Consider the following 21,557-nt stretch of genomic DNA (forward strand, 5'->3'; position numbering starts at 1 on the left):
GAGTGTCTCTGATCGCTTCTGACCACTTCCGCATCGTTGTCGGCCTCGGCAAGAGCGGCATGTCCCTGGTTCGCTTCCTGGCGAACCGGGGCGTGTCGTTTGCCGTCGCCGATACGCGGGACAATCCACCGGAACTGGCCACGCTCAAGCGTGACTATCCGCACGTGGAAGTGCGTTGTGGCGAGCTGGACGTCGAATTCCTGTGCCGTGCCGACGAGCTCTACGTGAGCCCTGGCCTGGCGCTGGCGACCCCGGCCCTGCAAGCCGCTGCCGCCCGTGGCGTGAAAATGGCCGGCGACATCGAGCTGTTCGCGCGTAACGCGCGGGCGCCGATCGTGGCCATCACCGGTTCCAACGCGAAAAGCACCGTCACCACTTTGGTCGGCGAGATGGCGGCTGCGGCCGGCAAACGCGTCGCGGTGGGCGGCAACCTCGGTACGCCAGCACTGGAACTGCTCAGCGATGACGTCGAGCTGTACGTGATGGAGCTGTCGAGCTTCCAGCTGGAAACCACCGACCAGCTCAACGCTGAAGTGGCCACCGTGCTGAACATTAGCGAAGACCATATGGACCGCTACAGCGGCCTGCCGGCGTACCACCTGGCCAAGCACCGGATCTTCCGTGGCGCGAAGCAGTTCGTGGTCAATCGTCAGGATGCACTCAGTCGTCCGCTGATCGGCGAAGGCCAGCCTTGCTGGACCTTCGGCCTGAACAAACCGGATTTCAAGGCCTTCGGCCTGCGCGAAGAAGACGGCGAGAAATACCTGGCCTTCGAATTCCAGAACCTGATGCCAGTGCGCGAACTGAAAGTGCGCGGCGCGCATAACCAGGCGAACGCCCTCGCGGCGCTGGCGCTCGGCCATGCGGTCGGCTTGCCGTTCGACGCCATGCTTGATGCCCTGCGTAACTTCACCGGCCTCGAACACCGCTGCCAGTGGCTGCGTGATCTCGACGGCGTCGGTTACTACAACGATTCCAAAGCCACTAACGTCGGCGCCGCACTGGCCGCCATCGAAGGCCTGGGTGCGGATATCGACGGCAAGGTCGTGCTGATCGCCGGTGGCGACGGCAAAGGCGCCGAGTTCAACGACCTGCGCGATCCGGTGGCGGCCAACTGCCGCGCCGTGATCCTGATGGGCCGCGACTCGGACAAGATCGGCGAGGCCATCGGTGACGCCGTGCCACTGATTCGCGCGACCTCGCTGGTCGACGCCGTTGCGCAGTGCCGCGCGGTCGCCCAGCCGGGTGACGTAGTGCTGCTGTCGCCGGCCTGCGCCAGTTTCGACATGTTCAAGAATTACGAAGACCGTGGTCACCAGTTCGTCCGCGCCGTGGAGGATCTGGCATGAGCCTGCGCAATATCATCAAGCCGTACCCGTCGCCGATCATCACCGGGCGTGGCATCGACCTCGACTTCCCGATGCTCGCCGGTTGCCTGGCGCTGCTGGGCTTGGGCCTGATCATGATCGCCTCGGCCTCCACTGAAGTGGCGGCGGCGCAGTCGGGCAGCGCGCTGTATTACATGATTCGCCACCTGATCTACGTGGCGCTAGGCCTCGGCGCGTGCATCATCACCATGATGATTCCGATTGCCACCTGGCAGCGTCTGGGCTGGATGATGCTGATCGGCGCATTCGGTCTGCTGGTAATGGTTATCGTCCCGGGGATCGGCCGTGAAGTGAACGGGTCGATGCGCTGGATCGGTTTCAGCTTCTTCAACGTGCAGCCGTCCGAGATTGCCAAGGTCTTCGTGGTGATCTACCTCGCCGGGTATCTGGTACGCCGGCAGAAAGAAGTGCGCGAGAGCTGGATGGGCTTTTTCAAGCCGTTCATCGTGCTGCTGCCGATGGCGGGTCTGTTGCTGATGGAGCCGGACTTCGGTGCCACCGTGGTAATGATGGGGGCTGCGGCGGCGATGCTGTTCCTCGGCGGGGTCGGGCTGTTCCGCTTCTCGCTGATGGTGGTTCTTGCAGTCGGGGCCGTGGTGCTGCTGATTCAGATGCAGCCGTACCGGATGGCACGTCTGACCAACTTCGCCGACCCGTGGGCCGACCAGTTCGGCGCCGGTTATCAATTGTCGCAGGCGTTGATCGCCTTCGGTCGCGGTGAGTGGCTGGGCGTTGGCCTGGGCAACAGCGTACAGAAGCAGTTCTACCTGCCTGAAGCACACACCGACTTCGTGTTCTCGGTGTTGGCCGAAGAGCTGGGCGCCGTCGGTTCGCTGTGCACCGTCGCGCTGTTCGTCTTCGTGTGTATTCGCGGCATGTACATCGGTCTGTGGGCCGAGAAGGCCAAGCAGTTCTTCGCCGCTTATGTGGCTTACGGTCTGTCGTTCCTGTGGATCGGTCAGTTCCTGATCAACATCGGCGTGAACGTCGGCCTGCTGCCCACCAAGGGCCTGACCCTGCCGTTCCTCAGTTACGGCGGCAGTTCCCTGGTGATCTGCTGCGCCTGCCTTGGCTTGTTGCTGAGGATCGAGTGGGAGAGTCGAACCCACCTGGGCAGTGAAGAGATGGAGTTCCATGAGAGCGACTTCGCCGAGGAGCCGAATCATGGGCGCTAACGTATTGATCATGGCCGGCGGCACCGGCGGCCACGTGTTCCCGGCATTGTCCTGTGCCCGCGAATTCCAGGCGCGCGGCTACACCGTGCACTGGCTCGGCACGCCACGCGGGATCGAAAACGAACTGGTGCCGGCTGCAGGTCTTGAACTGCACCGCATCAATGCCACCGGGTTGCGTGGCAAGGGCAAGCTGTCGCTGCTCAAGGCACCGTTCATGTTGCTCAAGTCGGTGTGGCAGGCGCGGGCGGTGATTCGCAAGCTGCGTCCGGTCTGCGTGGTCGGCTTCGGTGGTTATGTGACCGGGCCTGGCGGCATTGCCGCGAAACTGGCCGGTGTGCCGGTGATCGTTCACGAGCAGAACGCCGTGGCCGGCACCGCCAATCGGTTGCTGGTGCCGTTCGCCGCCCGGGTGTGTGAAGCATTCCCCGACACCTTTACTCTGTCGGACACCCGCCGTACCACCGGAAACCCGGTGCGCAGCGAGCTGTTCCTCGAAACATCGCGACCAGCCTTGGCGGGTCGCAAAGCGCGTTTGCTGATCCTTGGCGGAAGCCTGGGCGCAGAACCGTTGAACAAGTTGCTGCCTGAAGCCCTGGCGCAAGTCCCTGCCGATTTGCGTCCGGAAGTGTTTCATCAGGCCGGCAAAAACCACGATGAAGTGACTGCAGAGCGCTACCGCGCCGCCGGCGTGGATGCGCAGGTGCAGCCGTTTATCAAAGACATGGCCCAGGCCTATGGCTGGGCTGACCTGGTGGTGTGCCGCGCTGGCGCGCTGACCATCAGTGAGCTGGCTGCCGTTGGTCTGCCCTCGATGCTGGTGCCTTTGCCCCACGCGATCGACGATCACCAGACCCGCAACGCCGATTATTTGGCCCGTGAAGGCGCTGCCTTCGTGATGCCGCAAAGAACGACTGGTGCCGCGGACCTTGCCGCGCGCCTGACAGAGGTCTTGATGCAACCGCAACGACTCGAAGAAATGGCCCAAGCGGCCCGCCGTCTGGCCAAACCCGATGCCACCCGTAGCGTGGTCGATACCTGCCTGGAGGTGGCCCATGGTTGAAAATCAGAAAGCCATGCCACAACCGGAAATGCGCCGCATCCGTCGCATCCACTTCGTCGGTATCGGCGGCGTGGGCATGTGCGGCATCGCTGAAGTGTTGCTGAACCTGGGCTATGAAGTGTCCGGTTCCGACCTGAAGGCGTCGCCGGTGACCGAGCGTCTGGAATCGTTCGGTGCGCACATCTATATCGGTCACCGTGCCGAGAACGCCGCTACCGCCGACGTGCTGGTGGTCTCGAGCGCCGTCAACACCTCCAACCCGGAAGTGGCGACCGCCCTTGAGCGTCGTATCCCGGTGGTACCGCGTGCCGAGATGCTCGCCGAGCTGATGCGCTATCGCCACGGCATCGCCGTCGCCGGTACTCATGGCAAAACCACTACTACCAGCCTGATCGCTTCGGTGTTCGCCGCTGGTGGCCTCGATCCGACGTTCGTCATCGGTGGCCGACTGAATGCGGCGGGCACCAATGCCCAGCTCGGCACCAGCCGCTACCTGATCGCCGAAGCCGACGAAAGCGACGCGAGCTTCCTGCACCTGCAACCGCTGGTAGCGGTGGTGACCAACATCGACGCCGATCACATGGCGACCTACGACGGTGACTTCAACAAACTGAAGAAAACCTTCGTCGAGTTCCTGCACAACCTGCCGTTCTACGGTTTGGCGGTGATGTGCCTGGACGATCCGGTGGTGCGTGAAATCCTGCCACTGGTCAAGCGTCCAACCGTGACCTACGGCTTCAGCGAAGACGCCGACGTGCGCGCCATCAATGTGCGTCAGCAGGGCATGCAGACCTTCTTCACCGTACTGCGCCCGGATCGCGAGCCGCTGGACGTGTCCGTGAACATGCCGGGCAACCACAACGTGCTCAACTCGCTGGCGACCATCTGCATCGCCACCGACGAAGGCGTCAGTGACGAAGCCATCGTTCAGGGCCTGTCCGGGTTCCAGGGCGTTGGCCGACGCTTCCAGGTCTACGGCGAACTGCCGGTGGACGGCGGCAACGTGATGCTGGTCGATGACTACGGTCACCACCCGACCGAAGTCGCGGCCGTGATCAAAGCCGTGCGTGGTGGCTGGCCGGAGCGCCGTCTGATGATGGTTTACCAGCCGCATCGTTATAGCCGCACCCGTGATCTGTATGACGATTTCGTCAATGTACTGGCCGATGCCAACGTGCTGCTGCTGATGGAAGTCTATCCGGCCGGCGAAGAGCCGATCCCGGGCGCGGACAGCCGCAAGTTGTGCAACAGCATCCGTCAGCGCGGTCAGCTCGATCCGATCTACATCGAGCGCGGTGTCGACCTCGCGCCGCTGGTCAAACCGCTGCTGCGTGCCGGCGACATCCTGCTGTGCCAGGGCGCCGGGGATATCGGCGGTCTCGCGCCGAAGCTGTTGAAAAGTGAATTGTTCGCCGGCGCCGTGGCTGCGTCGGTCGAGGGGAAGTTGAAATGACTGCTGCCTACGCCAACCTGTTCTCCACCATCGCGCCGAAAGACTTCGGCCGTGTCGCCGTGCTGTTCGGTGGCATGAGTGCCGAGCGTGAGGTTTCGCTGAAATCCGGTAACGCCGTGCTCGACGCGCTGCAAAGCGCGGGCGTGGACGCGTTCGGGATCGACGTCGGCGAGGATTTTCTGCAGCGTCTGCTGAATGAAAAGATCGACCGCGCGTTCATCATTCTCCACGGTCGTGGCGGTGAAGACGGCTCGATGCAGGGCCTGCTCGAATGCGCCGGTATTCCTTACACCGGCAGCGGCATCCTCGCTTCGGCACTGGCGATGGACAAACTGCGCACCAAGCAGGTCTGGCACAGCCTCGGGATTCCGACGCCGCGTCACGCCGTGCTGTGCAGCGAAGCCGATTGTATTTCCGCGGCGACGGAACTGGGCTTCCCTTTGATCGTCAAACCGGCGCATGAAGGTTCAAGTATCGGGATGGCCAAAGTGAGTTCTGCGTCCGAGTTGATCGACGCATGGAAAGCGGCCAGTACCTACGATTCGCAAGTCTTGGTTGAACAATGGATTCAAGGTCCGGAGTTCACCATCGCCACCCTGCGTGACCAGGTGTTGCCTCCTATCGCCCTGGGTACACCGCACACGTTCTACGACTACGACGCCAAGTACATCGCCAACGATACCCAGTACCGCATTCCGTGCGGACTGGATGCCGCCAAGGAACAGGAACTCATGGATCTCACGGCCAAGGCCTGTGAGGCGCTGGGTATTGCCGGTTGGGGCAGGGCGGACGTGATGCAGGACGCCGACGGACAGTTCTGGTTCCTGGAAGTGAACACCGCACCGGGCATGACCGATCACAGCCTGGTGCCGATGGCGGCCCGTGCTGCCGGTCTGGACTTCCAGCAACTGGTTCTGGCCATTCTGGCCGCCAGTGTTGAAGGCTCCGGTCATACAGAGGCGCGAGGTTAAGACCATGCAAGGCGCTCATCTCAGACATCAGCCACCCGCACCCGGCCGCAAGCCGGTGCCGCGGGGTGCCAGCCGAATGGTGGCCAAAGAGCCGATGTCCGCGCGCCTGCCGAAAGCCAATTTCGGCTTTCTGAAAAGCCTGTTCTGGCCGGTGCTGCTGGTGGCGCTCGGGTTCGGTACTTACGAAGGCGCGCAGCGTTTGCTGCCATACGCTGACAGGCCGATCACCAAGATCGCCGTGCAGGGCGACCTGAGCTACATCAGTCAGCAAGCGGTGCAGCAGCGAATCGCCCCGTACGTGGCGTCGAGCTTCTTCACCATTGATCTGGCCAGCATGCGTACCGAGCTTGAGCAGATGCCGTGGATCGCCCACGCCGAAGTACGCCGGGTGTGGCCGGATCAGGTGGTGATCCGCCTCGAAGAGCAACTGCCGGTGGCCCGTTGGGGCGACGAGTCGCTGCTCAACAACCAGGGTCAGGCCTTCACGCCAAAGGAGTTGGCGAACTACGAACACCTGCCACAGCTGTTCGGCCCACAACGGGCCCAGCAGCAAGTGATGCAGCAGTATCAGGTGTTGAGCCAGATGCTCCGGCCGCTGGGCTTCTCGATTGCGCGCCTGGAACTGCGTGAACGTGGCAGCTGGTTCCTGACCACCGGTGCCGGCAGCTCCGGCCCCGGCATCGAGTTGCTGCTGGGACGCGGCAACCTGGTGGAAAAGATGCGCCGCTTCATTGCCATCTATGACAAGACGCTTAAAGACCAGATTACGAACATTGCGCGCATCGATCTGCGCTACGCCAACGGCCTCGCTGTTGGCTGGCGGGAACCAGTAGCGCCGACGACAGCCCAACCCGCTGTCGCAAAGAATTAAGAAGAGGCAGGACCCATGGCAAACGTGCAAAGCGGCAAAATGATCGTCGGTCTGGATATCGGCACCTCCAAGGTGGTGGCGCTGGTAGGCGAGGTCGCGGACGACGGCACGCTGGAAATCGTCGGTATCGGTACTCACCCGTCCCGCGGCCTGAAGAAGGGCGTGGTGGTGAACATCGAGTCCACCGTGCAATCGATCCAGCGCGCGATCGAAGAAGCCCAACTGATGGCGGGCTGCCGCATTCACTCGGCTTTCGTCGGCGTGGCCGGCAATCACATCCGCAGCCTGAACTCCCACGGCATCGTGGCGATTCGTGATCGCGAAGTGAGCTCGGCTGACCTGGAGCGCGTACTCGACGCCGCCCAGGCCGTGGCGATCCCGGCTGACCAGCGCGTGCTGCACACCCTGCCGCAGGATTACGTGATCGATAACCAGGAAGGCGTCCGCGAGCCTCTGGGCATGTCCGGCGTGCGTCTGGAAGCCAAGGTTCACGTGGTCACCTGCGCCGTCAATGCTGCCCAGAACATTGAAAAATGCGTGCGTCGCTGCGGTCTGGAAATCGACGACATCATTCTCGAGCAACTGGCCTCGGCCTACTCGGTACTGACCGACGACGAAAAAGAGCTGGGCGTGTGCCTGGTCGACATCGGCGGCGGCACCACCGACATCGCGATCTTCACCGAAGGCGCGATCCGCCACACCGCGGTGATCCCGATTGCCGGTGATCAGGTGACCAACGACATCGCCATGGCGTTGCGCACCCCGACCCAGTACGCCGAAGAGATCAAGATCCGCTACGCCTGCGCCCTGGCCAAACTGGCCGGTGCCGGCGAAACCATCAAGGTGCCGAGCGTTGGCGACCGTCCACCGCGCGAACTGTCGCGTCAGGCCCTGGCCGAAGTGGTCGAGCCGCGTTACGACGAACTGTTCACCCTGATCCAGGCCGAGCTGCGTCGCAGCGGCTACGAAGACCTGATCCCGGCGGGCATCGTCCTGACCGGCGGTACGTCGAAGATGGAAGGTGCCACCGAACTGGCTGAAGAAATCTTCCACATGCCGGTGCGCCTGGGCGTGCCGCATGGCGTGAAGGGCCTGGATGACGTGGTGCGCAATCCGATTTATTCCACTGGCGTGGGCTTGTTGATGTACGGCCTGCAGAAGCAGTCCGACGGGATCTCGTTCTCGGGCATCGGCAGCCGCGACAGCTACAGCAACGATGAGCCACAGGCGCCGTTGCTGGACCGATTGAAGAAGTGGGTTCAAGGCAACTTCTAAAGCTTTACCGCAACACCGCTACAAAAATGCAGTAGGCGAAAAAACTAGAGAATGTAAGGAGAGGGAAAATGTTCGAACTCGTAGACAACATCCCCGCAAGCCCGGTAATCAAAGTTATCGGTGTTGGCGGTGGCGGCGGCAACGCTGTCAACCACATGGTCAAGAGCAACATCGAAGGCGTCGAATTCATCTGCGCCAACACTGATGCTCAAGCGCTGAAAAACATCGGCGCGCGCACCATCCTGCAACTGGGCACCGGCGTGACCAAAGGTCTCGGCGCTGGCGCCAACCCTGAAGTAGGTCGTCAGGCCGCTCTCGAAGACCGTGAGCGCATTGCCGAAGTCCTGCAGGGTACCAACATGGTGTTCATCACCACTGGCATGGGCGGTGGTACCGGTACCGGTGCTGCGCCGATCATCGCCGAAGTGGCCAAGGAAATGGGCATCCTGACCGTTGCGGTCGTGACCCGTCCGTTCCCGTTCGAAGGCCGCAAGCGTATGCAGATCGCCGACGAAGGCATCCGCATGCTCTCCGAAAGCGTCGACTCGTTGATCACCATCCCTAACGAGAAGCTGCTGACCATCCTCGGTAAAGACGCAAGCCTGCTGTCGGCTTTCGCCAAGGCTGACGACGTACTGGCCGGTGCCGTTCGCGGTATCTCCGACATCATCAAGCGTCCGGGCATGATCAACGTCGACTTCGCCGACGTGCGTACCGTGATGAGCGAAATGGGCATGGCGATGATGGGCACTGGCTGCGCCAGCGGTCCGAACCGTGCACGTGAAGCGACCGAAGCGGCCATCCGCAACCCGCTGCTGGAAGACGTGAACCTGCAAGGCGCACGCGGCATCCTGGTGAACATCACCGCCGGTCCTGACCTGTCCCTGGGTGAGTACTCCGACGTGGGTAGCATCATCGAAGCCTTCGCTTCCGAGCACGCAATGGTCAAGGTCGGTACCGTTATCGATCCGGACATGCGCGACGAACTGCACGTCACCGTGGTTGCCACCGGTCTGGGCGCGAAAATCGAGAAGCCTGTGAAGGTCATCGACAACACCGTTCACACCTCCATGGCTGCCGCTCAGGTTCAACAACCGGCTCCTGCGCGTCAGGAAGCTCCGGCGGTGAACTACCGTGACCTGGACCGTCCGACCGTCATGCGCAACCAGGCTCAGGCCGGTGCTGCGACTGCCGCGAAGATGAACCCGCAGGACGATCTGGATTACCTGGACATCCCGGCATTCCTGCGTCGTCAGGCCGATTGATGGAATGTATCAGGGCTATGACGGTGATTGGTGTTCAGCAAAGGCTCGGTCTGCTATTATCGCCAGCCTTTGTTGATACCAGTTCGCAATTTGCGCTGAAGCGGCCCAAGCCATGATTAAACAACGCACACTGAAAAATATTATCCGTGCCACAGGTGTAGGCCTGCATTCCGGGGAGAAGGTCTACCTGACCCTCAAGCCTGCGCCTGTCGACACTGGCATTGTGTTTTGTCGCGCTGACCTCGACCCTGTGGTGCAGATTCCTGCCCGCGCGGAAAACGTCGGTGAAACCACTATGTCGACGACGCTGATCAACGGCGACGTCAAAGTGGACACGGTAGAGCACTTGCTCTCGGCCATGGCTGGCCTGGGCATCGATAACGCCTACGTCGAGCTCTCCGCGTCCGAAGTCCCGATCATGGATGGCAGCGCTGGACCGTTCGTATTCCTGATTCAATCGGCTGGCCTGGAAGAGCAGGACGCCGCCAAGAAATTCATCCGCATCCTGCGTGAAGTGACAGTGGAAGACGGCGACAAGCGCGCCACTTTCGTCCCTTTCGAAGGGTTCAAGGTGAGCTTCGAGATCGATTTCGATCACCCGGTTTTCCGGGACCGCACCCAAAGTGCAAGCGTGGATTTTTCCAGCACTTCGTTCGTAAAAGAAGTCAGCCGCGCCCGTACTTTCGGTTTCATGAGTGATATCGAGTACCTGCGCAAGCACAACCTCGCACTCGGCGGCAGCGTTGAAAACGCGATCGTGGTGGATTCCGATGGTGTACTGAACGAAGACGGCCTTCGCTACGAAGACGAATTCGTGAAGCACAAGATCCTCGATGCGATTGGTGACCTGTACCTGCTGGGTAACAGCCTGATTGGTGAGTTCAAAGGCTTCAAGTCCGGTCATGCACTGAACAACCAGCTGCTGCGCAAGTTGATTGAGCAGACAGATGCGTGGGAAGTGGTGACGTTCGAAGACGCCAGCACCGCACCAATCTCTTACATGCGCCCGGTTGCGGCGGTGTAAGTAAAAAACCTCTCTAGTTTTTTGAAGGCCATCCTCGGATGGCCTTTTTTTATGCCCTGAATTTGATGTTGTCTGTTCTGGCCTCTTCGCGAGCAAGCCCGCTCCCACAGAGGAACGCATTCCAAAATGTGGGAGCGGGCTTGCTCGCGAAGAGGCCATTGCAGCCACCGCAATACTTCAGCCAGCCACCACCACTCGATTGCGACCGCTCTCCTTGGCCTGATACAACGCCTTGTCCGCCGCAAACAGCAGTTGTTCCAGCGACATCTCGACCACCGCCGTCCAGGTGCTGATACCGATACTGACGGTCATCGCCACGTCCGCGCCCTGGACCCTCGGCATCTGCTCGACCGCCTGGCGGATATGTTCGGCAATCTGTCGCGCGCCGCTGCTGTCGGTTTCAGCGAGTATCACCGAGAACTCTTCGCCACCGTAACGGGCGACCAGATCCCCTGGTCGTCGCACGTTCGCGGTGATAACCCTGGCCAGTTCGCGCAGCGCCTGATCACCGGCCTGATGCCCATGCCGGTCGTTGAACGCCTTGAAGTGATCGGCATCGATCATCATCACCGACAGCGGCTTGCCCGAACGCTGGGCGCGGAACCATTCGTGGCGCAGCGACTGATCGAGCATCCGCCGGTTGGCCACGCCGGTCAGCGCATCGGTGGCGGCTAGCTGCGCCAGTTCGCGTTCGGCGCGCTGGCGCAGGCGCAGCTCACGGGCAAGCAGCCAGGTCAGCCACAGCAGCCCGGCGCACAGCACGCCGGTGGCGCCGCTGATCAACAGCGCCGTGCGGCGCCAAGTGCCGAACACCTCATCACTGGACAGCGCGACCATAACGGTCAACGGCAGATTGCCGACCCGCGAATAGGTGTAGAGCCGTTGCTGATGATCCATGCTCGAGGTGCTGGTGAAACTGCCACTGCCATCCTTGTCGCCGAGAATCCGCACCACGTTGGGCCGGTTACCGAAACTCTTGCCGATGGAGTCGCTTTGCAGATGCGGCTTCTGCGCCAGCAGCACGCCGTCGCTGTTGATGATGTTCAGCGTGCTGTCCTTGCCGATGTCGAGGCTGTTGAACAGTTGATCGAAGTAGTCGAGTTTCATCGACGCCACCGCCACGCCGGCGAATTCTCCAGTGTCCGAAGAAATCCGCCGACTGAAGCTGATGCGCCACTGATTGGCTTCGTCGCAATCGCAGCGGGTCTTGAATGGGCGGCTGATGAACATGCCAGTGTCACGGTTGAAGGCATGGGCGAGAAAGTAATCGCGGTCGGCGAAGTTACCCGGTTTGGGTTCGATGCGTGATGAGTCGGCGACCACATCGCCGTGCTTGTCGAGCAGCAGGATGTCGCCCTTGAAGCGTGCGGTGGTCGAGCGGTCGAACAGTGCCAGATGGCGGATCTGCGGGGTGACGTCGCGCAAGTCGTCGCGTTGCGCGGCGGCGATCAGGCCTTGCAGGGTCAGGTCGTACAGCTCGACCGTGCGCAGGACGTCGGCGTCGATCAACTGGGCGATGGTGGTGGCACTGCGGGTGGCCGACTCCTGAGCGTTGGCGTGCTCACGAATCAGCAGAAAAGTGACGATGCACAGAATCGCGATCACGGTCAGCGAACTGCCGCAGATCAGCAGCAATTCGGGGCGTCCGGTCTTGCCCGCCAGAGGTGGGGTACGGCTCGCGATCATGATGGGGGCTGTCGGTTGGGGTAAGACTTATAAGAGTAGTTGCACAAACACTGCTGGGGATAACACTAAAACAGATCTACTGTGGCGAGGGGATTTATCCCCGATGGGCTGCGAAGCGGCCCCAAAAAAGGGTCTGCTGCGCAGCCCATCGGGGATAAATCCCCTCGCCACAAAATCTATTCCATTCAAAAAAAGGATCAGTTGTTACTGAGCTAGAGGGGATCTTAGAAGACGTTGATCGGGTAGTCGACAATCACCCGGTATTCATCGGTATCGGTATCAATCGCGCCGTAACCGTTGCCACCCCGGTTGGTCGCCCATTGCAGGCGTACCGCGAGGTCTTTCGCCTGCCCGCTCTGCACCACGTATTTCAGATCAAGGTCGCGTTCCCAGTGCTTGGCGTTGCGACCGTCAGCGCTGTACCACGAGGCATAGCCTTTGCTGTCCGGATCGACCTTGGTCAGGTCCACGGTGCCGCGCGAATAGGAAACTGCCGAAGTCAGGCCCGGCACGCCGAGACCGGCGAAGTCGTAGGCGTACTTGAGCTTCCACGAGCGCTCGTTCGGGCCGTTGAAGTCCGAATACTGCTGCGAGTTGTCGAGGTAAACGCTGTCGCCCTGGCTGATGTAGTCGAACGGCGTGTTGCCGTTCACGCGCTGGTACGCAGCGGTGACGCTGTGGTTGCCGATGCCGACGGTGAAATGCAGGCTGTAAGTGTTGTTGTCGATGTTACCCAGCAGCGCGTCGCCGGTGTCCTGCGTGTGATAGAAGTGCAGGCCCGGGTTGAGGCTGACCAGATCGTTCAACTGCCAGGTGTAATCCAGGTCGTAGTAGTACTGGTTCCAGATGTCCTTCAGCTCGGCGGCGTACAGATTGCTGGTCAGGCCTTCGACGCCGCTCCAGGACACGCCGGCCCAGTTCAGGTGACGGCTTTCGTCGCCCTCGGCGAGTTGGCCGTAGGACGTGCCGATGCGCTGGCGACCGCTCTGATTGTACGGCTTGGTAAAACTGGCCTGGCCACCTTCGAACATCCAGCCGTCGAAACTGTGATTGGTCAGGCTCACGCCGCGAAAGGTCTGCGGCAGCATGCGCGAATCACCGCCGGCAATCACCGGGTTGGTGAGGAACAGGTCACCGGCCTTCAGCTCGGTATCGAACGCGCGCATCTTCAACGTGCCGCCCGCAGTCGAGAACGAGCCCGGCGCTTTGCCATTGCCATCGCTGATCGGCAGGATGCTCGAACCATCGGTACCGCCACCGCCGTCGAGCTTCAGCCCGAGCATGGCGTGGGCATCGATGCCGAAGCCGACCGTGCCTTCGGTGTAACCCGACTGGAAGATCCCGAGAAAACCCTGGCCCCACTCGATGTTGTCGTCCGTCTGCTGCAGACGGTTGCGATTCATGTAGTAGTTGCGGGCGTTGAGGTTGAGGCTCGAGCCTTCGATGAAGCCTTGTTTGGCGGCTTCGTCGGCTTGGGCTGTGGGGGCAATCGTTGCGGCAATTGCAATGAACAGCGGGGTGAAACTGACTGGGTAACGCACTTGCGACGGAGCTCCTTGGGTCAACTGACACTTCAATGTCTTGAGGTGCGGGATGTTTCTTGTTTTTTACAGACGAACCAAACGGCTTTCAGACCACAACGAAAAAAGGCCGCTGAAAAGCAGCGGCCTGGAAGGACGACGGTTGAACGGGAAGAGCCAAACAACCGCGTCGAGGGAAATTTTTCGCGGTGCGCGACTCAGCTGTCTTTCTCGGCTGCTTGAGCCTGAGAAGTGGCGGCTTGAGGGGCTTGCGAGGCGTCCTGCGACTTGGCCATCACTTCTGCCTGATACTGTTCGAAGGCGTGAGCGCGAGCGGCATTCTGCGCTACGAACGCTTGCGATTCTTCAGCCATCGCCATCGGCGACAGGATCAATGAGGACAAAACGAAAGCGCTGGCAATACCCATACTGTTGGACATCTTGAAAACCTTCTTGCTTGGCAAGTGCTGTTTGGTGCGGGCAAAGATAAGGTTGCCGGGCGCCGAGAAACAGCGTGATTTTCATAAATGACTGTTACAGCAAAAGCAAAGATCAACCTCGGGTGAACGCCATTCCTTGTGGCGAGGGGATTCATCCCCGATGGGCTGCGAAGCAGCCCTCAATCCTTTGTACTGGTTGTGTCAGGAAGATCGCGATTGCTGATTTTGGGGTCGCTTCGCAACCCATCGGGGATGAATCCCCTCGCCACAGGGGACTTTAATCAGCGATTAAACGGGGAGGTGGATGCCGAAGGTATTCATCCCCCGATCACTGCGCACAAACACATCGCCACCGTGCATCAGTGCAATCGCCTTGACGATCGCCAGCCCCAGCCCATGGTTGTTGCCGCTGTTGCTGCGCGAGGCATCGACCCGGTAGAAGCGTTCGAACAGACGCGGCAAGTGCTCGCTGGCAATCGGCGATCCGGGGTTGGCCACGCCGATGCTGACCTGATGGTCTTCAACTTCGATGCACACCTCGATCACCTTCCCCGGCTCGGTGTGCTGCACGGCGTTGCTCAGCAGATTGATCAGTGCCCGGCGCAGATGCGCGATCTCGATCCGCACCTGCGCATCGCCACTGACGTGCACCTGCACTTGCGCATCTTCGAGGATGAAATCCAGGTACTCCAGAGTGGTCGCGACTTCATCGGCCAAAGAAGTCTCGGTCAGTTTGGTGGCCTTGCTGCCCTGGTCGGCGCTGGCCAGAAACAGCATGTCGTTGATGATCGAACGCAGGCGTTCCAGCTCTTCGAGGTTCGATTGCAGCACTTCGAAGTAATGCTCGGCGGAGCGCCCGCGGGTCAGCGCGACCTGGGTCTGGCCGATCAGGTTGGTCAGTGGCGAGCGCAGTTCATGGGCGACGTCGGCGTTGAACGATTCCAGGCGCGAATAGGCCTGTTCGACCCGCTCCAGGGTTGAATTGAACGAGTCGACAAACTGCTCCAGCTCCGGCGGCAAGGGCGACATGCGCAGGCGTCCGGCCCGTAGTGGCGGTGCCAGGCGCTGGGCTTCGTGAGACAGTTTGATCAGCGGCTTGAGACCGATCCGCGCCACCCAATAACCCAGCGCCGAGGCCAGCAGCACGCCGACAATCGCCAGGCTGACCAAGGCGATCAGCAGGTTGTGCTGAGTCTCGTGGAAAGTCTCGGTATCGATGCCGATCATGAAGCGCAGCGGCGGGCGCTGGTCCTTGGCGGGTAACTCGGTCAGCAGCACTTTCAGCGGATAAGGATGCTCGGGCAACTGCAGGTCATGCATGCCGGTTGGGCGTTTGGCGAAGGCGCGGATTTGCGCGTCCGGCGCGCCGTACTCGTAACCGGGATCACCGCTGACCACCCAGAAACGAATGCGCTTGTCTTCCTCGCCGAGCAGCTTGAGCTTGGCGTTGATCTTCACCCAATGCTCAGGCGTGCCATAACGATTGAGCGCCGACTCCAGTACGCTGTAACGCGCATCCAGCTCGGCTTCCGGCAGCAGACCCAGGCCTTTGTCGACCTGCTGATACAGCGCGCCGCCAATCAACAGAAACACCAGCAGCGCCACCAGCGTAAACATCCCGCTCAAACGCAGGGCAATCGAATTACTGGACACCACGGCTCTCCAGCACATAACCCATGCCACGAATCGTGTGCAGCAGTTTCTCGTCGAACGGCCCGTCGAGTTTGGCTCGCAGGCGCTTGATCGCGACTTCGACGACATTCGCGTCGCTGTCGAAATTGATGTCCCAGACCATCTCGGCAATCGCGGTTTTCGAGAGGATTTCACCTTGCCGGCGCGCCAGAACACTGAGCAGCGAGAACTCTTTCGCCGTCAGATCCAGCCGGGTGCCGGCGCGGGTGGCCTTGCGGCTGATCAGATCGATCCACAGGTCGGCGATGCTCACTTGCACTGGTTCATGGCCACCGCTGCGCCGGGTCAGCGCTTGCAGGCGGGCTACCAGTTCAAGGAAGGAAAACGGCTTGCCGAGGTAATCGTCGGCGCCGTCACGCAGGCCCTTGATCCGGTCTTCGACACGCTCGCGGGCGGTGAGCATGATCACCGGGGTCTGCTTGCGTGCACGCAATGCGCGCAGCACGCCGAAGCCATCCAGGCCCGGCAGCATGACGTCGAGGACGATCACCGCATAGTCGCTCTCCAGCGCCAGATGCAGGCCTTCGACGCCGTCGCGGGCCAGGTCCACGGTGTAACCCTGTTCCGTCAAACCGCGGTGCAGATAATCCGCGGTTTTTTCCTCGTCTTCGATAATCAGAACGCGCATGACCTGCCTCAGTCTGTGGTCGCCAGTGCCGTCGTGGGCATTGGTTTGGGCCTGTGGAAAAGCCGCTCAAGCCACAAGTATATGACCGGCGTGGTAAACAGCGTCAGCATCTGGCTGACCAGCAAGCCGCCCACCACCGCGATCCCCAGCGGCTGGCGCAGTTCCGCGCCGGTGCCGTAACCGAGCATCAGCGGCAACGCACCGAGCAGGGCGGCGAGGGTGGTCATGATGATCGGCCGGAACCGCGTCAGGCACGCTTCGAAAATCGCATCCTGCGGCGCCAGTCCGCGATTGCGCTGGGCTTCCAGTGCGAAGTCGATCATCAGAATGCCGTTCTTTTTGACGATACCGATCAGCAGCACCAGCCCGATCAACGCCATGATCGAAAAGTCCTGACCGCAGATCCACAGCATGATCACCGCCCCGAGACCGGCCGCCGGCAGCGTCGAGATGATTGTCAGCGGATGTACGAAGCTCTCATAGAGCACGCCGAGAATGATGTACACCGCCACCAGCGCCGCGAGAATCAGCCACGGCTGACTGGCCAGCGAACTCTGGAACGCCTGCGCCGCGCCCTGGAAATTGCCGCTGATCGCGGTCGGCATGCCGATCTCGGCCTTGGCCTGATTGAGCAGGATCACCGCGTCGCCCAACGCCACGCCGGGCGCCAGGTTGAACGACAGGTTGGCGGCCGGGAACATGCCGTCATGGGCAATCGACAGCGGGCCGATGGTCGGCGCATCGAATTTGGCCAGCGCCGACAGCGGCACCATCTCGCCACTCAGCGGCGAGCGCAGATAGAAATAGTTGAGGCTTTCGGCTTTGCCGCGTTGCTTGGTGTCCAGTTCCAGAATCACGTTGTACTGGTTGACCTGGGTCTGGAACTCGTTGATCTGGCGCTGCCCGAAGGCGTCGTACAGCGCTTCGTCGACATCGCTGGCGGTCAGGCCGAAACGCGCGGCGGCGCTGCGGTCGATGCTGATGTGGGTGATGCTGCCGCCCAGTTGCAGATCGTTGGAAATGTCGCGGAACGCCGGGTTGCTGCGCAGTTTTTCGGTCAGGCGCTGGGTCCAGGTGGCGAGGGTCGCGCCGTCGTTGCTCTTGAGCACGTATTGATACTGCGCGCGACTCGGGCCGGAGCTGAGGTTGATGTCCTGGCCGGCGCGCAGATACAGGACGATGCCCGGGACTTTCATCAGTTGCGGACGAATGCGGTCGATGAACTGGCTGGCCGAGACGTCGCGGTCGCCGCGTTTTTTCAGGGCAATCCAGAAGCGGCCGTTGGCGATGGTCTGGTTGCTGCCGGACACACCGACCGAGTGCGAGAACGCCTGAACGGCCGGATCGGCGGCGACGATTTCGGCCATGGCCAAGTGTTTTTTCACCATGTCGCCGTAGGAAATATCCGCAGCGGCTTCGGTGGTGCCGAGGACAAACCCGGTGTCCTGCACCGGGAAGAAACCCTTGGGGATAAAGATGTAACCGGCAATCGCCAGTGCCAGCGACAGGCCGAACACGCCGATCATCAGTTTCTGGTGGGCGAGGGCGCGGCGCAGACCTTTTTCGTACCAGCCGAGCAAGCGTTCACTGAAGCCCGGTTTGTCGTGGGCGTGGTGCACCGGTTTGCGCATGAACAGCGCTGCCAGCGTCGGCGCGAGGGTCAGCGACACCACCACCGAAATCAGAATGGTCGAGGTCGCGGTCAGGGCGAATTCCTTGAACAGCCGCCCGACCACACCGCCCATGAACAGCAGAGGAATGAACGCCGCCACCAGCGAGAAACTGATCGAAACCACGGTGAAGCCGATCTCGCCGGCACCTTTGCCCGCCGCCTCGCGCATATCGTCGCCGGCCTCAAGGTGTCGGTGAATGTTCTCCACCACGACAATCGCATCGTCGACCACAAACCCCACGGCCACGACAATCGCTACCAGCGTCAGGTTGTTCAGACTGAACCCGAGAAGGTACATCAAAGCGAAACTGGCGATCAGCGATACGCCGAGCACCGCTGAAACAATCAGGGTTGCCGACAACTGGCGCAGGAACAGCGCCATCACCGCCACCACCAACAGGATCGCGATCAACAGGGTGATCTCGACTTCATGCAGCGAGGCGCGGATGGTCTGGGTGCGGTCGATCAGGGTTTTCACCTGCACCGAGGCCGGGAGCATGGCTTCAAGGCCGGGCAGGGCGGCTTGAATGCGGTCGACGGTTTCGACAATGTTGGCGCCAGGTTGCCGCGAAATCACCAGGTTCACCCCCGGTCGATCACCGGCCCAGGCCTGCACGTAGGCATCTTCCGAACCGTTGACGACTTTGGCGACATCGCGCAGGTGAACCGGGGCGCCGTCCTTGTAGGAAACGATGAGTTGGCTGTAGTCCTCGGGATGGAACAACTGGTCGTTGGTCGACAGCGTCGAGATGCTCGATTCGCCGTATAACGCACCTTTGGCGAGGTTGAGGCTGGTCTGCTGGATCGCCAGACGAATATCGGCCAGGGTCAGGCCGATCGCCGCCAGTTTGTCGGCCGAGGCTTGCACGCGAATCGCCGGACGTTGCTGACCGGTGATGTTGATCTGGCCTACACCGTCGATCTGACTGATCTGACGCGAGAGCAGGGTTTCCACCAGGTCGCTGAGTTCGGTGCCGGGCATTTGCGTCGAGCTGACGCTGAGGATCAGCACCGGGCTGTCGGCCGGGTTGACCTTCTTCCAGGTCGGCAGGGTCGGCATGTCCTTGGGCAGTTTGCCGGCAGCGGTGTTGATCGCCGCCTGGACTTCCTGGGCGGCGGTGTCGATGCTCTTGTCGAGGGTAAATTGCAGGGTCAGCAGGCTGGAGCCGAGCGCACTGCTGGAAGTCATCTGGGTCATGCCGGGGATGGCGCTGAATTGCACCTCCAGCGGCGTGGCCACGGACGAGGCCATGGTGTCGGGGCTGGCGCCGGGCAACTGCGCCGAGACCTGAATTGTCGGAAATTCCGCTTCCGGCAGTGGGGCGATCGGCAGGCGTGGGAAGGCAATCACGCCGACCAGCACCAATGCGATGGTCAACAGAATCGTCGCGACCGGGTGATCGATGCACCAGGTGGAGACGCCTTTGTGCGCCTTCATGGTTTCGGCTCCGCTTGCACCACCTGTGGCGGCTCGCTCATGACCTGCACGGTCGAGCCGGGTTTGAGCCGCGACTGGCCGTCGGTTACCAGCACGTCACCGGCCTTCACGCCTTTGATGATGTCCTGGCCACTACCCTGATAGACCATCTGCACTTGTACGGCTTCGACTTTGTCGCCACTCACCCGGTAAACGAAGTGTTGATCGAGACCGCGCTGTACGACAGTGGGCGGCACCACCAGCGCATTCTTATCCAGTGCCGTCTGAATTTTTACCGTCACCAGCAGGCCCGGCCAGAGCTTTTGGCTGGCATTGTCGAATTCGGCCTTGGCGCGGATGGTGCCGGTGTTGGCGTTGATCTGGTTGTCGATCAGGGTCAGGTGACCTTCGCCGAGCAGGTTGCCGGTTTCGCCGTCGGTATCAGCGCCGATGTAGGCCTTGACCTGTGCGTGCTGCGGATCGTTGATCAGGCCTTGAAGGGTCGGCAGCATTTGTTGCGGCAGGGAGAATTCCACGGCGATCGGGTCGATCTGGGTCACGGTGAACAGGCCGGCGGTGTCGGTCATGCGCAGGAAGTTGCCTTCGTCGACGGTGCGAATACCGACGCGGCCGGTGACCGGGGAGCGGATCTGCGTGTAGGAAAGTTGTACTTGCGCCGCGTCGATTGCGGCCTGGTTGCCTTGGGCGGTGGCCTTCAACTGGTTGACCAGTGCTTGTTGCTGGTCGTAGGTCTGTTTGGAGACGCCGTCGTCGACGCTGAGCAGTTTGTAGCGTTTGAGGTTGACCAGGGCGACTTGCAGTTGCGCCTGGCTTTCGCCCAGTTGTGCGCGGGCCTGGTCGAGGCTGGCGCGGATCGAGCGGTCGTCGATGGTGGCGAGCAGGTCGCCTGCTTTGACGAGTTGGCCTTCCTTGACGAGGATTTTGGTGAGGATGCCGTCTATTTGTGGGCGTACTACGACGCTGTGTAATGAGAGTACGGAGCCGATGCCGGTGGTGTAGCGGGGGACGTCTTTTTCGCTGACGGTGACGACGCGGACCGGGATGGCGGTTGGGGTGGCCAGTTTGGTCGGGGCGGGTTTCATTGCCCACCATGCGCCTGCGGCGGCCAGGGCGATCACTAGGGCTAGCAGGGCTTGGTTTTTCTTGATTCGCATGAAATGGGGCGCCAAGGGCTGGAGTTTGGGCAGGTTGGGTATTTATAAACTTGTTTGGGGGTCAGGAGGGTGACGGCTAGCTGTCAGCGCTGTCAGTTTCGCCGGGGTGTATATCCGTTTCCGCGGGTGTGGCTGATTACGGTTCCGCCCTTACGGCGGGTCACTTTTTCCAGACGCCGAAAAAGTAACCAAAAAGGCTTGCTCCTGCGTTCGGCCCGCTCGCTGGGGCTCGGGGTCCCTTCGCTGCGGGATTGATCCGGGGGCAGCGCCTACGGTTTGCTTCGCTGCACCTCCTCTCGCTGTGTTTGGCTGCGCCAAACGGTCGCTGCGCTCCCACCCCCGGATCAATCCCTCCGCTCAGCCTTCCGACGTCGCCCGTGGATCAAGATCAAGAGCGACAGCCGAGCTTGCGCTCATCCTGGAGTGGGGCGGCATGCGCCGCGTGCGGGTTGTACTTATCTTCCCTGTAGGAGCTGCCGGAGGCTGCGATCTTTTGATCTCGCTTTTGCTTTGCTCTTTTGTGGGAGCTGGCTTGCCAGCGATGGCGGCCTGACAGCCGACCAATCTCCGGTAGGTGTACTCGGTTCAACGGTGGGAGCGGGCTTGCTCGCGAAGAGGTCTGTCCAGTCAGCCGATTACGTTGAGCTGTTTAATTCTGTGCCAAATAACCAGAACCTTCCCACAAGGTTTTCAGGTTGTCCGTCGGAAGCGCGGTCTCTAGTCTTTGGTTGTCGCTGCAAATTCAGCGATCGGGTGTGGAAACCCGATTCAAGTAAAAACAATGCACCAGCACCGTAATCGTTGCCGACGTCTTTTTTCGTCTGCAAACTGCGTCGCGGCGGCTG

At 61.2% G+C, this 21,557-nt stretch carries 16 protein-coding genes; 9 read left to right on the forward strand and 7 right to left on the reverse strand.

Annotated elements, in window-relative coordinates; translation table 11 throughout:
- The first annotated feature begins 2 nt into the window (after positions 1–2).
- The 9 genes from murD (at position 3) to lpxC (ending at position 10,482) form a co-directional block, all read left to right on the forward strand.
- Complete coding sequence (gene murD, locus HDC30_RS15585; RefSeq protein ID WP_007961632.1) at positions 3–1,349, forward strand: UDP-N-acetylmuramoyl-L-alanine--D-glutamate ligase; 1,347 nt, start codon at positions 3–5, stop codon at positions 1,347–1,349.
- Positions 1,346–2,563, forward strand: coding sequence for a putative lipid II flippase FtsW (ftsW, locus tag HDC30_RS15590; protein WP_003228018.1), 1,218 nt, complete (start codon positions 1,346–1,348; stop codon positions 2,561–2,563). Before murD ends, ftsW begins: the two co-directional genes overlap by 4 nt.
- Positions 2,553–3,623: an undecaprenyldiphospho-muramoylpentapeptide beta-N-acetylglucosaminyltransferase gene (gene murG, locus HDC30_RS15595; RefSeq protein ID WP_027612180.1), complete on the forward strand. Its 1,071-nt coding sequence runs from the start codon at positions 2,553–2,555 to the stop codon at positions 3,621–3,623. Before ftsW ends, murG begins: the two co-directional genes overlap by 11 nt.
- Positions 3,616–5,076 carry a UDP-N-acetylmuramate--L-alanine ligase gene (gene murC, locus HDC30_RS15600; RefSeq protein WP_183783890.1) on the forward strand — a complete coding sequence of 487 codons (1,461 nt, stop codon included), beginning with the start codon at positions 3,616–3,618 and terminating at the stop codon, positions 5,074–5,076. The genes murG and murC overlap by 8 nt, the downstream gene beginning before the upstream one ends.
- Positions 5,073–6,047 (forward strand): D-alanine--D-alanine ligase, encoded by a 975-nt coding sequence (locus tag HDC30_RS15605; RefSeq protein ID WP_086791637.1) that lies wholly within the window; start codon positions 5,073–5,075, stop codon positions 6,045–6,047. The genes murC and HDC30_RS15605 overlap by 4 nt, the downstream gene beginning before the upstream one ends.
- Positions 6,048–6,051: 4 nt before the next feature.
- Positions 6,052–6,918, forward strand: coding sequence for a cell division protein FtsQ/DivIB (locus tag HDC30_RS15610; RefSeq protein WP_007961636.1), 867 nt, complete (start codon positions 6,052–6,054; stop codon positions 6,916–6,918).
- A gap of 15 nt (positions 6,919–6,933) precedes the next feature.
- Complete coding sequence (ftsA, locus tag HDC30_RS15615) at positions 6,934–8,193, forward strand: cell division protein FtsA (protein WP_003228014.1); 1,260 nt, start codon at positions 6,934–6,936, stop codon at positions 8,191–8,193.
- A gap of 68 nt (positions 8,194–8,261) precedes the next feature.
- On the forward strand, positions 8,262–9,458 hold the full coding sequence (ftsZ, locus tag HDC30_RS15620) for a cell division protein FtsZ (protein WP_007961637.1): 1,197 nt from the start codon (positions 8,262–8,264) through the stop codon (positions 9,456–9,458).
- A 112-nt stretch (positions 9,459–9,570) separates the two neighbouring features.
- Positions 9,571–10,482 carry a UDP-3-O-acyl-N-acetylglucosamine deacetylase gene (gene lpxC / locus HDC30_RS15625; RefSeq protein WP_007961638.1) on the forward strand — a complete coding sequence of 304 codons (912 nt, stop codon included), beginning with the start codon at positions 9,571–9,573 and terminating at the stop codon, positions 10,480–10,482.
- 177 nt (positions 10,483–10,659) lie between these two features.
- On the opposite strand, the gene HDC30_RS15630 is transcribed toward lpxC, so the two are convergent.
- From HDC30_RS15630 to HDC30_RS15660, 7 genes are all read right to left on the reverse strand, one after another.
- On the reverse strand, positions 10,660–12,168 hold the full coding sequence (locus HDC30_RS15630; RefSeq protein WP_183783892.1) for a sensor domain-containing diguanylate cyclase: 1,509 nt from the start codon (positions 12,166–12,168) through the stop codon (positions 10,660–10,662).
- A gap of 224 nt (positions 12,169–12,392) precedes the next feature.
- Positions 12,393–13,709 (reverse strand): OprD family porin, encoded by a 1,317-nt coding sequence (locus HDC30_RS15635; protein WP_183783893.1) that lies wholly within the window; start codon positions 13,707–13,709, stop codon positions 12,393–12,395.
- 197 nt (positions 13,710–13,906) lie between these two features.
- Complete coding sequence (locus HDC30_RS15640; protein ID WP_096795481.1) at positions 13,907–14,128, reverse strand: hypothetical protein; 222 nt, start codon at positions 14,126–14,128, stop codon at positions 13,907–13,909.
- Between the two features lie 288 nt (positions 14,129–14,416).
- Positions 14,417–15,781 (reverse strand): heavy metal sensor histidine kinase, encoded by a 1,365-nt coding sequence (locus HDC30_RS15645; protein ID WP_115988934.1) that lies wholly within the window; start codon positions 15,779–15,781, stop codon positions 14,417–14,419.
- On the reverse strand, positions 15,771–16,448 hold the full coding sequence (locus HDC30_RS15650; protein ID WP_007916978.1) for a heavy metal response regulator transcription factor: 678 nt from the start codon (positions 16,446–16,448) through the stop codon (positions 15,771–15,773). Before HDC30_RS15650 ends, HDC30_RS15645 begins: the two co-directional genes overlap by 11 nt.
- 8 nt (positions 16,449–16,456) lie before the next feature.
- A complete protein-coding gene (locus tag HDC30_RS15655; protein WP_183783895.1) occupies positions 16,457–19,558 on the reverse strand; it encodes a multidrug efflux RND transporter permease subunit in 3,102 nt (1,033 codons plus the stop codon).
- Positions 19,555–20,712 (reverse strand): efflux RND transporter periplasmic adaptor subunit, encoded by a 1,158-nt coding sequence (locus HDC30_RS15660; protein WP_183783897.1) that lies wholly within the window; start codon positions 20,710–20,712, stop codon positions 19,555–19,557. The genes HDC30_RS15655 and HDC30_RS15660 overlap by 4 nt, the downstream gene beginning before the upstream one ends.
- Positions 20,713–21,557 lie beyond the last annotated feature (845 nt).

Source organism: Pseudomonas sp. JAI115, assembly GCF_014200835.1.
Taxonomy (GTDB): domain Bacteria; phylum Pseudomonadota; class Gammaproteobacteria; order Pseudomonadales; family Pseudomonadaceae; genus Aquipseudomonas; species Aquipseudomonas putida_A.